General features: G+C 50.1%; 14 protein-coding genes. 7 read left to right on the top strand and 7 right to left on the bottom strand.

Going from position 1 to position 14,985, the window contains the following annotated elements; translation table 11 throughout:
- The first annotated feature begins 15 nt into the window (after nt 1–15).
- The 3 genes from sapD to fabI all read left to right on the top strand — a co-directional run bounded on the left by sapD (nt 16) and on the right by fabI (nt 2,797).
- Nucleotides 16–1,008 (top strand): putrescine export ABC transporter ATP-binding protein SapD, encoded by a 993-nt coding sequence (sapD, locus tag CWC46_RS12380; protein WP_021016256.1) that lies wholly within the window; start codon nt 16–18, stop codon nt 1,006–1,008.
- Nucleotides 1,008–1,823 carry a putrescine export ABC transporter ATP-binding protein SapF gene (gene sapF / locus CWC46_RS12375; protein WP_021016257.1) on the top strand — a complete coding sequence of 272 codons (816 nt, stop codon included), beginning with the start codon at nt 1,008–1,010 and terminating at the stop codon, nt 1,821–1,823. Before sapD ends, sapF begins: the two co-directional genes overlap by 1 nt.
- 182 nt (nt 1,824–2,005) lie before the next feature.
- The gene (fabI, locus tag CWC46_RS12370) at nt 2,006–2,797 is read left to right on the top strand and encodes an enoyl-ACP reductase FabI (protein ID WP_021016258.1); all 792 of its coding nucleotides are present in this window, start codon (nt 2,006–2,008) and stop codon (nt 2,795–2,797) included.
- A gap of 248 nt (nt 2,798–3,045) precedes the next feature.
- Here the strand turns inward: fabI and CWC46_RS12365 are convergent, their stop codons facing one another.
- Entirely contained in the window at nt 3,046–3,951 is a 906-nt protein-coding gene (locus CWC46_RS12365) for a LysR family transcriptional regulator (protein ID WP_021016259.1), read from the bottom strand.
- Nucleotides 3,952–4,149: 198 nt separating this feature from the next.
- Between CWC46_RS12365 and CWC46_RS12360 the strand changes: the two genes are divergently transcribed.
- From CWC46_RS12360 to CWC46_RS12350, 3 genes are all read left to right on the top strand, one after another.
- Nucleotides 4,150–6,456, top strand: a complete 2,307-nt coding sequence (locus tag CWC46_RS12360) for an FdhF/YdeP family oxidoreductase (RefSeq protein WP_021016260.1) — start codon at nt 4,150–4,152, stop codon at nt 6,454–6,456.
- A gap of 144 nt (nt 6,457–6,600) precedes the next feature.
- Nucleotides 6,601–8,532: an exoribonuclease II gene (locus CWC46_RS12355; protein ID WP_021016261.1), complete on the top strand. Its 1,932-nt coding sequence runs from the start codon at nt 6,601–6,603 to the stop codon at nt 8,530–8,532.
- 65 nt (nt 8,533–8,597) lie between these two features.
- On the top strand, nt 8,598–9,515 hold the full coding sequence (locus CWC46_RS12350; protein WP_021016262.1) for an aldo/keto reductase: 918 nt from the start codon (nt 8,598–8,600) through the stop codon (nt 9,513–9,515).
- Between the two features lie 136 nt (nt 9,516–9,651).
- Here the strand turns inward: CWC46_RS12350 and araD are convergent, their stop codons facing one another.
- Complete coding sequence (araD, locus tag CWC46_RS12345) at nt 9,652–10,347, bottom strand: L-ribulose-5-phosphate 4-epimerase (protein WP_021016263.1); 696 nt, start codon at nt 10,345–10,347, stop codon at nt 9,652–9,654.
- 352 nt (nt 10,348–10,699) lie between these two features.
- Between araD and osmB the strand changes: the two genes are divergently transcribed.
- Nucleotides 10,700–10,915 carry an osmotically-inducible lipoprotein OsmB gene (gene osmB / locus CWC46_RS12340; RefSeq protein ID WP_021016264.1) on the top strand — a complete coding sequence of 72 codons (216 nt, stop codon included), beginning with the start codon at nt 10,700–10,702 and terminating at the stop codon, nt 10,913–10,915.
- 71 nt (nt 10,916–10,986) lie between these two features.
- Here osmB and yciH read toward each other — a convergent pair whose 3' ends face one another.
- The 5 genes from yciH to pgpB all read right to left on the bottom strand — a co-directional run bounded on the left by yciH (nt 10,987) and on the right by pgpB (nt 14,844).
- Nucleotides 10,987–11,313, bottom strand: a complete 327-nt coding sequence (gene yciH / locus CWC46_RS12335) for a stress response translation initiation inhibitor YciH (RefSeq protein WP_021016265.1) — start codon at nt 11,311–11,313, stop codon at nt 10,987–10,989.
- A gap of 2 nt (nt 11,314–11,315) precedes the next feature.
- Nucleotides 11,316–12,050: an orotidine-5'-phosphate decarboxylase gene (gene pyrF, locus CWC46_RS12330; RefSeq protein ID WP_021016266.1), complete on the bottom strand. Its 735-nt coding sequence runs from the start codon at nt 12,048–12,050 to the stop codon at nt 11,316–11,318.
- A 193-nt stretch (nt 12,051–12,243) separates the two neighbouring features.
- On the bottom strand, nt 12,244–13,413 hold the full coding sequence (lapB, locus tag CWC46_RS12325; protein WP_021016267.1) for a lipopolysaccharide assembly protein LapB: 1,170 nt from the start codon (nt 13,411–13,413) through the stop codon (nt 12,244–12,246).
- 13 nt (nt 13,414–13,426) lie between these two features.
- Nucleotides 13,427–13,732: a LapA family protein gene (locus CWC46_RS12320; RefSeq protein WP_021016268.1), complete on the bottom strand. Its 306-nt coding sequence runs from the start codon at nt 13,730–13,732 to the stop codon at nt 13,427–13,429.
- Nucleotides 13,733–14,112: 380 nt separating this feature from the next.
- Nucleotides 14,113–14,844: a phosphatidylglycerophosphatase B gene (gene pgpB, locus CWC46_RS12315; protein ID WP_021016269.1), complete on the bottom strand. Its 732-nt coding sequence runs from the start codon at nt 14,842–14,844 to the stop codon at nt 14,113–14,115.
- Nucleotides 14,845–14,985 lie beyond the last annotated feature (141 nt).

Below are 14,985 nucleotides of genomic sequence, written 5' to 3'. Positions count from 1 at the left end.
GGGTGAAGAAAGGTTATGCCATTACTGGATATTCGTAATCTGACCATTGAATTACTCACCGCCGAAGGCCCGGTCAAAGCAGTAGACCGAGTGAGCATTAGCCTGAGTGAAGGCGAAGTGCGTGGGTTGGTAGGAGAATCCGGCTCAGGAAAAAGCCTGATCGCCAAAGCAATTTGCGGCATCAGCAAAGATAACTGGCGCATCAGCGCCGACCGTTTTCGTTTTGACGATATCGACCTGTTACAGTTATCCACGCGGCAGCGGCGCAAACTGGTCGGACACAACGTTTCCATGATCTTTCAGGAGCCACAATCCTGTCTCGATCCTTCCGCCAGTATTGGCCGCCAACTAATGCAGGTCATCCCCGGCTGGACTTACAAAGGCCGCTGGTGGCAGCGCATTAACTGGCGCAAACGTCGCGCCATAGAATTGCTTCATCGGGTCGGTTTCAAAGACCATAAAGACATTATGCGCAGCTACCCTTATGAGCTAACGGATGGAGAGTGCCAGAAAGTAATGATCGCTATTGCACTGGCTAACCAGCCTCGTTTGTTAATCGCTGATGAACCCACCAATGCGATGGAAGCCACCACTCAGGCACAAATTTTCCGTTTATTGTCCCGGTTAAATAAAAATAACAATACGACGATTCTGCTTATCAGCCATGATCTGCAAACCATGAGTAAATGGGCAGACCGCATTAATGTGCTGTATTGCGGCCAAACCGTAGAAAGCGCCACCGGTGAAGATTTGATTACTACACCACATCATCCGTATACCCAGGCACTGATTCGCGCCATGCCTGATTTTGGCCGTTCTCTGCCGCACAAGAGCCGGTTGAATGCACTGCCAGGGGCTATCCCATCGCTGGAGCATTTACCTGTGGGCTGTCGACTCGGCCCTCGCTGCCCTTATTCGCAGAAACAATGCATGACAACCCCACCGTTGGTGTCAATGAAAAACCATCTGTATGCCTGCCACTTTCCGCTCAACATGGAGGAATCCTGATGGTAGAAACACTGCTGGAAGCCCGAAACCTGACCAAAACATTTCGCTATCGTACTGGCTTGTTCCAACGCCATCACATAGAAGCAGTGAAATCGGTGAGTTTTACGCTGAAAGAGCGGCAGACATTGGCCATCATTGGTGAAAATGGCTCAGGCAAGTCGACGCTGGCAAAAATGTTGGCTGGGGTGATAGCCCCCACTTCCGGACAACTGCTGATCGACGATCATCAACTTCATTATGGTGATTATCGCTACCGCAGCCAACGTATTCGCATGATTTTCCAGGATGCAGCCAATGCACTGAATCCACGCCAGCGTATTGGCCAATTGCTGGATCTCCCCTTACGACTGAATACCAGTTTGAATGCTGAAGATCGGGAAAAAGCCATCAATGTGGCGTTACGGCAAGTCGGGCTACGGCCAGACCATGCCTACTACTATCCGCACGCGTTAGCTCCGGGGCAGAAACAGCGCGTCGGACTGGCTCGGGCGTTGATTTTGCAGCCCAAGGTGATTGTGGCCGATGAAGCCTTGGCCTCCCTGGATATGTCCATGCGATCACAGATTATCAATCTGATGCTGGAGCTTCAGGAAAAACACGGACTGTCCTATATTTATGTTACCCAGCATCTGGGCATGATGAAACATATCAGTGACCAAATGCTGGTAATGCACGACGGAGAAGTGGTTGAACGCGGCAGTACCGCCGACGTATTGGCAGCCCCACTGCATGATTTGACCAAACGTCTGATAGCCAGCCATTTTGGTGAGGCACTGAGCGCTGATGCCTGGCGACGCGACAACGGAAACTTTTGATTCAATCGACGCGATAACCAACAGAGAAATACTCTCCGCGGGTGACCAACCGCATGACTCCTCGGAGTACCCCTCTGTGTGTCATACATGATAGAATCATCCGGTTTATTCACCGCGACCATCAATAACTAACTATTTTTATTGGTGATGACCGCAGCAACAATGATCACAAGGATACTGCTATGGGTTTTCTTAACGGCAAGCGCATTCTGGTAACTGGTGTTGCCAGTAACCGCTCCATTGCATTCGGTATCGCACAGGCGATGCACCGAGAAGGAGCAGAACTGGCGTTCACTTATCAGAACGACAGGCTGAAATCTCGTGTAGAAGAGTTTGCCCATGAACTGGGTTCCAGCATCATTCTGCCATGTGATGTTGCGGAAGATGCCAGCATTGAAGCACTGTTCGTTGAACTGGCAAAAGTATGGCCAAATTTCGATGGTTTCGTTCATTCTATTGGTTATGCCCCAGGCGACCAACTGGACGGAGACTATGTTAACGCCGTTACCCGCGAAGGTTTCTCTATCGCGCATGACATCAGTTCCTACAGTTTTGTTGCCATGGCGAAAGCCTGCCGCAACATGCTGAACCCGCACGCTGCACTGATTACTCTTTCCTACCTGGGTGCAGAACGCGCCATCCCGAACTATAACGTGATGGGGCTGGCCAAAGCTTCCCTGGAAGCCAACGTCCGCTATATGGCGAATGCCATGGGTGCACAAGGCGTGCGCGTCAATGCTATCTCCGCTGGTCCGATCCGCACACTGGCTGCTTCCGGCATCAAAAACTTCAAAAAAATGCTGTCGCACTGCGAAGCCGTTACGCCTATTCGCCGGGTAGTCACTATTGAAGATGTAGGCAACGCGGCTGCTTTCATGTGTTCTGACCTGGCGGCCGGTATCTCCGGTGAAATACTGCACGTTGATGGCGGTTTCAATATCGCTTCCATGAATGAGCTGGAACTGGATAATTAATCCGGTATCTGGTAATAAGCGAGCCACAAGGCTCACTTCAGACCGTTGGCAAACCTACGTGTAGCATCAAAACGGTGATGATGAGGAAGAAGAGTAAAGCATCCGCGCCAGGGATAGCGCGGCTTGAGCTTACAGGGAGGGACTTGCAGCGCCTTTACGATCTTCTCATTATCGCCGCTATATAGACTCTGCCATCAAACTCACTTATCAGTTTGAACTTGATATCCTTCCTCTGCTTTTCATTCTATTTACCGATCCCTGTTTAACAACCAATCTCGCGCCACATCAAAGAAATGCTGAGCCAGCATTGTCGCCCGCCCGCTTGCAGCCATCACTACTGCACCGTGACGTGGCATCGACGGCAGCGCCAATTCACGCCACATCAGTTCGGGCATCATCGCCGGGATCAAACTACCGGCAGGAACAATGCCACAACCCAGCCCGACAAACACACCCTGGATCAGTTGCAGCACAGATGAACTCTCCATTCGTACCCGCGGCGTAATACCGGCTTCGCGGAATTGGTTATCCAGATAGCGCCGGAAATAGCGGCTGGGTTCTGCCAGGCAAAGTGGCAACTCGGCAATCTCCGTCAATTCAGTTACACTGTCACTTACAAGCTGTGGGAAATGCTGTGGATGATACAACAATGCCACTCGCTGCTCGGTCAAAGAGGCGGTTTGAAAATTCAGCTCTCGCAATACAGTCGGCTCAAAAAAGCCGATACCGACATCCACAGCATGTGCATTAAGCGCCTCCAGCAATGGGTCAGCACTGAACAACGAAACCTGATAATCCATATGTGGGTAATCGGCACTGACGGCAGCTAGCAATTCAGGCAACGCCAGGCTGCATTGCGGCACCACTCCGATACGCAACAGACCGCTAGTCCCACGTTTCAGTGATCCTACTTCCAACTTGAGTCCCTGATATACTGACACCATCTCCCGAGCCCAGGCCAATACCCGTTCACCTTCTGCGGTAAAACCTTCAAAATTATTACCTCGGTTGATAAGCGCCAGTCCCAGTTCCTGCTCCAGATTTTTCAATCGCATCGACAGTGTCGGCTGACTGACAAAACTGGCTTCGGCAGCACGACCAAAATGACGTTCTTTTTCCAGATTACACAGATAAATCAGTTGCTTGATATCCATAGTATTGCTCTTTTCCGCATGGAAAAACTACTATATCACATCAGATTGCACCCTTTGGCGACGATAAGCTTTATCTATCCCGCTATTATCTCCTTCGATTAGACAGCATCTTGTGCAGCACCTAAACTTCTTAGTTAGCAAACAAAGTATTAAAGAAAACGCTACATATCCGAAACATCATCACCTGCATAGAAAATCATGAAATTTAAATCATCTATCAAGCCATACCGCGCTGCTGCGGGCGGCTGGGGCTCTCTAGAAGCCACTACCCGTTTTGTACTGGATAGCAAGCAAACACTGAAAAATATCCGCCATTTGATGCGAGTCAATAAAAGCAAAGGATTTGACTGCCCTGGCTGCGCCTGGGGTGACGATAACAGCAGTACGTTTAGCTTTTGCGAAAATGGGGCCAAAGCCGTTAGTTGGGAAGCCACTCGCAAAGCTGTCGGACCAGATTTTTTTGCCGCCCACAGTGTCAGTGCTCTACGCCGCCAGAGTGACTATTTTCTCGAGTATCAGGGGCGACTGACACATCCGATGCGCTATGACCGTCAGCATGATCACTATGTGCCGATCAGTTGGGACGATGCGTTTGCCATTATTTCCCGCCACATCCATGAGATGGCGCATCCAGATCAACTCGAACTGTATACGTCGGGTCGTGCCAGCAATGAGGCTTCGTTCCTCTATCAATTATTCGGCCGCATGGTAGGCACCAACAATTTTCCGGACTGTTCCAACATGTGTCATGAAGCCAGTGGCACCGGGCTAAAACAGAGTATTGGCGTAGGTAAAGGCACCGTCCGCTTACAGGACTTTGAACTCGCCGATGCCATTTTTGTGTTCGGGCAAAACCCCGGCACCAACCATCCACGGATGTTGCACAGCCTGCGGCATGCCGCCGACCGCGGTGCCCATATTGTGGCGTTCAACACCTTGCGTGAGCGCGGTCTGGAACGCTTCGCCAATCCACAAAATCCGCTGGAATTGCTAACACCGTTGTCTGGCACCATCAGCGAAACCTATCTGCAACCCAATCTTGGCGGCGACATGGCTGCGGTGCGTGGCATGGCGAAGGCGTTGCTGGAAACACATCGCCAACGTCTGACCATCGGTGAAACAGGATTGTTTGATCAGGTATTTATCGACCAGCACACCGACGGGGTCGACGCCTGGTTGACAATGGTGGATGCCACCCGCTGGCCACAAATCGAACAGCAATCAGGACTGAGTGAAACACAGATCCGCTATGTTGCCGCTATTTATCAGCGATCAAAACGGGTGATTTGTACCTGGGCAATGGGTATTACTCAGCATAAACATTCAGTGGCGACAGTTCGGGAAATCGTTAATCTGCAACTACTGTTTGGGCAATTAGGAAAACCGGGCGCGGGGCTATGTCCAGTGCGTGGTCACAGCAACGTACAAGGCAATCGCACTATGGGTATTGACGAGAAACCGTCCACTGCTTTGCTCGATAGTCTGTCCGATCATTTTCACTTCACCCCACCGCGTGGTCACGGCCACAATACGGTACAAGCTATCGAGGCCATGCTGCGTGATGAAGTCAAGGTGCTAATCACCCTGGGAGGCAATCTGGCCGCCGCTGCACCAGATACCGAACGTACAGCTGACGCCATCAGCCGCTGTCATCTCACGGTTCATATCAGTACCAAACTTAACCGCAGTCATCTGATCACCACGCAAGAAGATACATTAATCCTGCCCACACTGGGTCGTACCGATCAGGACATACAGGCCAGCGGATCACAATTCATCACGGTGGAAGACTCTTTCAGTATGGTGCACGCTTCTGAAGGCGTCGGCCAGCCATTGTCGCCGGAGCAACGTTCCGAAATCGCTATCGTAGCCGGTATTGCCCAAGCGACATTAGGCAACAATCACGTTGATTGGCTGGCGCTGGCGGCAGACTATGGGCTAATACGCGATTATATAGCTGCAACGTTACCAGGATTCAACGACTTCAATCAACGTTGTGCCGAACCTGGGGGATTTTGGCTGGGCAATGCGGCGGCTGAATACCATTTTCACACGCCAACCGGTAAAGCCCGCTTCAGTAGTGCCCCGCTACCAGTCAGTGTGGTTCCCAAAGGCGATGATCCCGCACCGTTCACGTTGCAGACACTTCGTTCGCATGATCAGTACAACACCACTATCTACGGACTGGATGATCGCTACCGCGGAGTATACGGCCAACGCGAGGTGCTATTTATGCACCCGGAAGATATTGCCGGATTGGGGCTGGAGGATGGTGATCGGGTGGATATTGAAACCTTATGGCATGATGGTATCTTACGCAAAATAACTGGATTCCGGCTAGTGGGTTATGATATTCCCCCCGGCAACCTGGCGGCTTACTATCCAGAAACCAATCCACTGGTGCCGCTTTCCAGCTATGGTGACGAAACCTTTACGCCGACATCCAAGTCAATTCCAGTACGGATTACGCCCAGCGCGGAACAGTCTGAATCCCGGATTGCCTAACCGCACTCGAATGGGGGATACTCAGATTGCACAAGGCCCGAGCCGGATATTCCCTGCATTACCTGATCAGCGCTTGCCGCCAGCGACTGATTCGCGTAAAACTATTCGCCGCTAAAGCCACTTATAACCGCATTCCTGGACGCTATGTTTCAAGATAATCCGCTGCTTGCTCAGCTTAAACAGCAACTCCATTCCCAAACGCCACGGGTAGAAGGCGTCGTTAAAGCTACCGATAAGGGATTCGGCTTTCTTGAAGCCGACGCTCAAAAGAGTTATTTCATTCCGCCACCGCAAATGAAGAAAGTCATGCACGGTGACCGTATTGTCGCCACAGTGCATACGGAAAAAGAGCGAGAAAGCGTCGAACCAGAATCGTTAGTTGAGCCGTTCCTGACCCGCTTTGTCGGGCGTGTTCAGAAGAAAGACGATCGTCTGGCTATTATTCCTGACCATCCGCTACTGAAAGAATCCATCTCTTGCCACACCGCACACGCGTTGGCGCATGACTTTCAGGAGGGCGACTGGGCTGTAGCGGAAATGCGCCGGCACCCGCTGAAAGGTGATCGCAACTTCCACGCTGAACTAACGCAGTACATTACTAACAGTGAGGATCCTCTGGTCCCATGGTGGGTGACATTGTCACGTCACGATCTGGAGCGCACTGCCCCCGAAGCCGATACTGCCGCACTGGATGACGGAGATTTGCAGCGAGAAGACTTAACCGCGCTGGATTTTGTCACTATCGACAGTGCCAGTACGGAAGATATGGACGATGCCTTGTTCGTACAGGATAACGATGATGGTTCACTGCAACTGACGGTGGCAATTGCCGACCCTACCGCGTATGTCCCTGCTGGCAGTGAACTGGATGCCATTGCGCGTCATCGCGCGTTTACCAATTATTTGCCTGGTTTCAATATCCCGATGCTCCCGCGCCATTTATCGGATGATATCTGTTCACTACGGCCAGGAGAACGTCGCCCAGTACTGGCATGTCGCATGACTATCGCCGACGACGGAACGCTGGATGACATGCACTTCTTCGCCGCCTGGATTGAGTCCAAAGCCAAGCTGGCCTATGACAGTGTTTCTGATTGGCTGGAACAACAAGGTGACTGGCAACCTGCCAGCGAGACAATTACCCATCAGCTCCGTCTGCTACAACGCGTATGCCTGGCCCGCAGTCACTGGCGCACGACACATGCTCTGGTATTCAAAGATCACCCAGATTACCGTTTCTTATTGGGAGACAAAGGTGAAGTGCTGGATATCGTGGTAGAGCACCGTCGCATTGCCAACCGTATTGTGGAAGAAGCGATGATTGCCGCTAACGTTTGTGCGGCGCAGGTTCTACGTGACAAGCTTGGTTTTGGCATTTACAACGTACATAATGGCTTTGACCCGTCCAAGGTGGAACAAGCGGTCACCGTGCTGGGAAATAATGGTATTCATGCCGATGCGCAACATCTGCTGACATTAGAGGGTTTTTGTGCGTTGCGCCGTGAACTGGATACTCAGCCAACACAATTCCTTGACAGTCGTATCCGTCGTTTTCAGTCATTTGCGGAAGTCAGCACCACGCCTGGGCCGCATTTTGGTCTTGGTCTGGAAGCTTATGCCACCTGGACTTCGCCAATCCGTAAGTACGGAGATATGGTGAATCATCGCCTGCTGAAAGCAATTATTAGTGGTCAGCCGACAGAAAAACCACAGGATGACGTTACTGTGAAGTTGTCAGAACGCCGTCGTTTGAATCGTATGGCTGAACGTGATGTCAGTGACTGGTTGTATGCCCGTTTTCTAAAAGAAAAAGCAGGCACTGACGCACGTTTTCTGGCAGAAATCATGGACGTGACTCGCGGCGGTCTGCGTGTTCGTTTACTGGATAACGGTGCCTCGGCATTTATTCCTGCATCATTTATTCATGCGGTACGTGATGAACTGGCATGCAGCCAGGAAACCGGTACCGTGACGGTGAAAGGTGAAACGGTATATCGCCAAAGTGATACGCTGGAAGTGACCATTGCTGAAGTTCGTCTGGATACTCGCAACATTATCGCCAAACCAGCAGCTTAAGCACATCGCGCCATCAGGGTTCTCCTGATGGCACAATTCTCGCTGGATTTATCACTGGAGCACCAATGAAAAAAATTGCTATCGGGAATTCAACGTTACTGACTGCCAACATTTCGTTGGGTTGTATGCGCCTGGCCAGTAAAAGTGTCGATGAGGCAGTTACTATCCTCAACACCGCACGGGATATTGGGATCGATTTATTTGATCACGCCGACATCTATGGGGCTGGAAAATCCGAGGAAATTTTTGCCGCCGCCATGCAGAAATCGGCCATGTCACGCGACGCACTATTTATCCAAAGCAAGTGCGGGATTCGTAAAGGCTGTTTTGATTTTTCCAAAGCACATATTGTCGCTTCGGTAGACGCCAGCTTGCGTCGGCTGCACACCGACTATCTGGATACCCTGTTACTACACCGCCCCGATACGTTATTCGAGCCGGATGAAGTGGCTGCTGCTTTCGATGAACTGGAAACCACTGGCAAGGTGCGCTATTTCGGCGTCAGCAACCAGCATCCGTTACAAATTGAACTACTGAAAAAATCGATACGCCAACCACTGATTGCCAACCAGTTGCAATTCAGCATCATGCATACGCTGATGATTGATGCTGGCCTCAATGTCAATATGACCAACCCGGCATCCGTGAATCATGATGGTGCCGTGCTGGAATACAGCCGCCTTCATGATATGACCATTCAAGCCTGGTCACCTTTTCAGTATGGATTTTTTACTGGCGTATTTCTGGACAATGAAAAATTCCCGCAACTCAATGCCACCATTGACCGCATTGCCGAGCAATATGGTGTGAAAAATACCGCTGTCGCCGTGGCCTGGATCCTGCGCCATCCGGCCAACATGCAGGTGATTGTGGGCAGCATGGACCCCCAGCGCCTGCAAGATATTGCCCTGGCGTCGGAACTGCGCTTAACACGTGAAGAGTGGTACGAAATCTATCGTGCCGCCGGAAATATACTGCCATAACGCAAAACGAGTCCGGCAATGACCGCCAGACTCGTTCTTTTTTGTTTTACTTCTGAGTAATCCGTTATAACACTTTATTATTGCTTGAATATTCACGTCTCCAGTGAAGTAAATTCGTGACATCAGGCAAAATAGATTATTGTCCGTAGTAAGCGTTCTTACCGTGCTTACGCAGGTAGTGTTTATCCAGCAAGGTTTGCTGCATCGGTTCCAGGGTCGGCGTCAGCTGACGTGAAAATATCCCCATATAGGCAATTTCCTCCAGAACAACGGCATTATGCACCGCATTGTGAGCATCACTTCCCCAGGCAAAAGGACCGTGCGAATTCACCAGCACAGCAGGAATATCGGTGGGAGAAAGATGTCGCTGGTGGAAGGTTTCAACGATAACCTGGCCGGTTTCCCGCTCATAGTGGCCGTTAATCTCGTCATCGGTCATTAATCGGGTACAGGGAATGGCGCCATAGAAGTAATCGGCATGCGTGGTTCCCCATGCCGGTAGATCGTGTCCTGACTGGGCCCAAATAGTGGCATGGCGAGAATGTGTATGGACAATTCCACCGATCGAATCAAAGGCCAGATAAAGCACCCGGTGAGTATCGGTATCTGATGACGGCTTCTTTGAGCCTTCAACTACACGACCTGTCTCCAGCTCTACGACCACCATATCGTTTACTGTCATCACATCGTATTCTACGCCTGAAGGCTTAATCACCATTAATCCTTGCTGACGATCTACCGCGCTGACATTACCCCAGGTAAATGTCACCAAGTGATGCCGAGGTAAGGCCAAATTAGCTTCAAGTACCTGATTTTTAATTTCATCTAACATTATCCACTCCCTTTAGCCATTTCATTCTATTCTCTCGGTGACACGTCACTCCCGGTATGGGCTAAATAGCTAAAGATCTGTCAGCGTTCTGCTGCACCAGCAAAAGTATAACCAGACTGGCAAGTCTGACAGATCGCGCGTTGACAACAACGGCAATGAGAACTGTACTATGAACAGAATTAAGAGTTTTTACCTGTTGCTGCGAATATCGATGATTATACTGACGCCTGGGTGATATAAGGCAAAAAATTTATATTTTATTTCAGGAAAAGCACGAACAACAATATTTTCCTCATTTCAGGCCAGCAATAATCTTGTTTAAAACGTAAAGCGGATCCAACGGGAGAAAACCATGATAGTGAACCAACGTTTAGTCATAGCCGCCATGGCAATAGCACTAACCATCGGGTTGAGCGGTTGCTCCAATATGTCCAAACGTGATCGAAATACAGCTATTGGCGCTGGCGCTGGTGCGATCGGCGGTTCAGTTCTGACCCACGGTAGTGTATTGGGAACGGTGGGTGGCGCAGCCGTAGGAGGTATTGTCGGTCATCAAGTCACTAAGTGATTCCCTGAGCAGGCTCGATTTTCCGAGCCTGCATTATCATGGCGTCATCGATAGTTTTTTTGAGGTCACCGTTAGCCTCCCGCCAGTTTTACCTTCATCCCTTTGGCTTCTAACAACTGTTTCAACAGATCACGTTTATCGCCCTGCACCTCAATCACTCCGTCTTTTACCGAACCACCACAACCACATCGTTTTTTCAGCTCGCCAGCCAGTTTTTCCAGTGCGGCATCATCAAGTTCGACACCAGTGATAACACAGACACCTTTACCTTTACGTCCACTGGTCTGACGCTGAATACGGACAATACCATCGCCCTGAGGGCGTGACACTGGCGCGTCTTCCGGTTTAATGCGACCGCTTTCCGTTGTATACACCAGACGGCTGCTATCATCATTCATCATTATCTCCCTTGCAGTGACAGCCGGATATCTTTCAATGCCTGAGCCGGATCCGCTGACTGAGTAATGGGGCGTCCAATAACCATATAATCGACGCCAGCCTGTAGCGCCTGTTCCGGTGTCATAATACGCCGCTGATCGCCCGCCTGGCTGCCCGCCGGACGGATACCCGGCGTCACCAACGTAAACCCGGCACCACATACCTGTTTCAAATGCTCAGCTTCATGCGCAGAACACACTACACCATCTAATCCACACTGTTGAGTCAGCATGGCCAGTCGTTCAGCTTGCTCTGCCGGCGACGATGTAATACCCAGGCCACGTAAATCATCTGTGTCCATACTGGTTAGTACCGTCACGGCAATTAACCGAGGTGCCTCGCTACCAAACGGATGCAACGCCTCTTTAGCCGCCACCATCATGCGAGCACCACCGCTGGCGTGAACGTTCACCATCCACACGCCCAATTCGGCAGCAGCGGCCACGGCACGCGCGGTGGTATTGGGAATATCGTGAAATTTCAGGTCGAGAAAAACATCAAAACCACGCTGTTGCAAATCCTTGACCAACTGTGGACCAAACAGTGTAAACATCTCCTTGCCTACCTTCAGGCGGCAGTCTTGCGGATCGATGTGATCAACAAAATCATAGGCAGCACGCTGATCGGCGTAATCGAGCGCAACGATAATCGGTGATGTGGTTGATGCTTTTTTCTGCCCTACAGTTTCGACATTCACGAGTATTTCCCTCAATTACACATGCTGATAAGTAAAGCCCTACTTTCCCGCCGCGCATTCTACATGTCCAGACCAGCAAATCCCAGCCGCCTGGAAAGCATTACCAGTCTATTGCCTGATGGTCAGCACCAGAAGAGTAAATGCACTATTGGTATGTTGTAACTAAAATCAGATAAATAAACATTTGCCACGGCTATTCACCATCAAGGCCGCGAATGGGCTTGATACTGGCCCACGTCCGACAGGAAGGACAATGCCAGTATAGTGACTGTGATGTAAATCCACATTTGTTACAACTATAGCGGGGTTTTGTCTGGACTTGCTCACCGACCATCTTACGCAATACAACCAGGCTCTCTTTGGCTCTTCCGTCCTCTGCCTCTCGCAAATGAAAGTCCATCAGCCGGTGAAATCCTCGCATGGTAGGGTGTCGCTGAATCTGGCGGTTGATATAGATCTGAGCGACTTCGGTACCGTCTTCTCGTTCAATAATATCCGCCAGCATCAGTTCTGCGGTGGCGCCAGTGTTTTCCTCCACGCACCGTTTCAAAAACGCAGACCAATCCTGAGGTTGATGTAAATGCTGATAGCACTCCTCCAGCATCGGCAACGTTTCACTGACAAAATCCCTATCCTGCTCCAACACTTGTTGCAACGCCGCTATCGCTGGGGAAAACTGCTGCTGGGCCATATAAATACGCCCTATCATGATAGAAGCGCGAGCACACTGATTATCCGATGCTATGGCTTTCTTCAACAACGCCATGGCTTTGTTCAAATCATCATTACCCATGAATTGCAGTGCCAGTTCACAGTAAAAGTGGGCGATCTCTACCCGCAATCGGTCGGTGCCCAATTTGACCAGTTTTTCCGCCGTATCAATAGCGGTCTGCCAGTCACTGGTCGCCTGATAAATCTGCAGTAATTGTTGTAACGCACTGAGGCGAAAATCTTCTTCATCCACCAATTGTTTGAATATTTTTTCGGCACGGTCATACAGCCCTGCCGTCATATAATCACGCCCCAGTTGCTGTACGGCCAGCAAACGTTGTTCAAACGTCAACGCGGTACTTTCCGTCAATGCCTGGTGGATACGGATGGCGCGGTCAACCTCACCACGTGAGCGAAACAGATTTCCCAGTGTAAGGTGAGCCTCAAAGGTGTTGGTATCGTCCTTAAGCATATCAAGGAATAGCTCAACCGCTTTATCCTGCTGATTGGATAACAGAAAGTTGACACCTGTCACATAATCCCGCGACAGACGGTTAGCTTCATCCTGTTTATCCTGCTGTGCGCTTCTGCGACCCATATACCAGCCATACGCGGCGGCAACTGGCAGCAACAGAAACAGCAGTTCTAACATAGGGAGTGATTCCTTAGTGGGTCGTTGTTTGCTCAGGCGGTGTGTTGACGTCATCAGTGATGGGTAATTGCTGCTCAAGGCGTTTGACTTTACGTTGTTCACGCCCTAGCGCAATGCGTACCCGCAGATAAAACAGACCGCAGATCACCCATCCCAAAATGAACCCGACCGCAAACAGTGTCGCCAACAACGTTGAAAGCTGATATTCGCCCTGTGCAACCAGATAATTAAAGGTAATAACCTGATCGTTATGCGCGCCCAGTGTGACAGAAATAATGAATATCGCCAGCACGAGGAGAAAAATTAGCATGTATTTCACGTTTTGTTCCTGTGATATCGCGTTAACCGCATGAATTATGCCAAATTTCGGCGGTAAACCCCACTAAATTAGCATTTCTGCTCCGCGGTGGGAAATGCTGTCTGGTTGAGATACGAGATACAACTGGCGTTCAGATATCAGTCCAACTGCTGCAGAAACAGAGATATGTACCGAGGGAAAAACCCATTAGCTGGCTGATTCCCACATTTCACTTATCACAGGGTTAAAAACACAACACTGACGCTTTAATGGCTTCTGATATGAAAATCACCACAACATCATAAAGGATAACGCGCTTATTCCATTAAGCGCGTTATCCTGAATCAATTTTCGTCGTAAGAGAGAAAGACGTTAATCCGAGCGATCCACAAATACTTGCCTTACCTGTTTTCTGTATCCTTGAGCGACACTGGCAAACACCCACAGTACTGGCTCAACCATGTCGCGACCATAGCCAATATTCCACTGATCACCGTTGCCATTATCAGATCCTGTGGCCAATGCATCCCCAATGCCAACCGACTGCCCATCACCCCGATGGCCCATATCATCAATAGCGTTACCGTTACATAATGACGGCGTGTCCATAACAACCCGACCCCCATCAATGCCCAAGTGGCCGCAAACAGCGTATGTCCGGAAGGAAAAGCAAACCCATGTTCACCCTGCCAGTAATGGCGCAACCACAGGGGTGGTTGTTCCACATTGCGCGGTTCTTTTGCCAATCCAGTGTGGGTATTACCGAGTGAGAAATAGTGACTGTCAACCTGATGTTTTTTTTCCAGCCAAACAACAAAAGGTCGCGGTTCCTGGACCCAGTTTTTAATGACAGATTTCACGCCCTGTCCCAGCAGAATGGCCATAGCCATAATGACTATCAACGCTAATGCCGGTGCCCATCGAAAACGTAGACACCACGAAAACCAAAGACTCAACCCCATGCAGGTTAATACCCCCCACGGTGAAGAGACCGTTTCCGTTATCCAAAATAATACCAGTAGCCACCAGCCAGAGACGTCAGGTCTCCATTGCCAGCCAGTTACCCAGATAATTAGCGGCATCAACAGCAATACTATTACACCCAGCGCAGTTCGTCTGGCGAGTTCGTACATCATTTCTCCCTATTTTTCAGCGGGATATAAAGCAACATATTTTTCACAATTTTACCAGAAAACAGGACATAAGCAGCCACTATGGCGTAAAATACCTCCCGGTTCTATCAACGACACTGCTACAACGTTAGCCATTTCGTC

Source organism: Prodigiosinella confusarubida, assembly GCF_002847015.1.
Taxonomy (GTDB): Bacteria; Pseudomonadota; Gammaproteobacteria; order Enterobacterales; family Enterobacteriaceae; genus Prodigiosinella; species Prodigiosinella aquatilis.
This window is presented reverse-complemented; position numbering and strand designations above follow the sequence as displayed.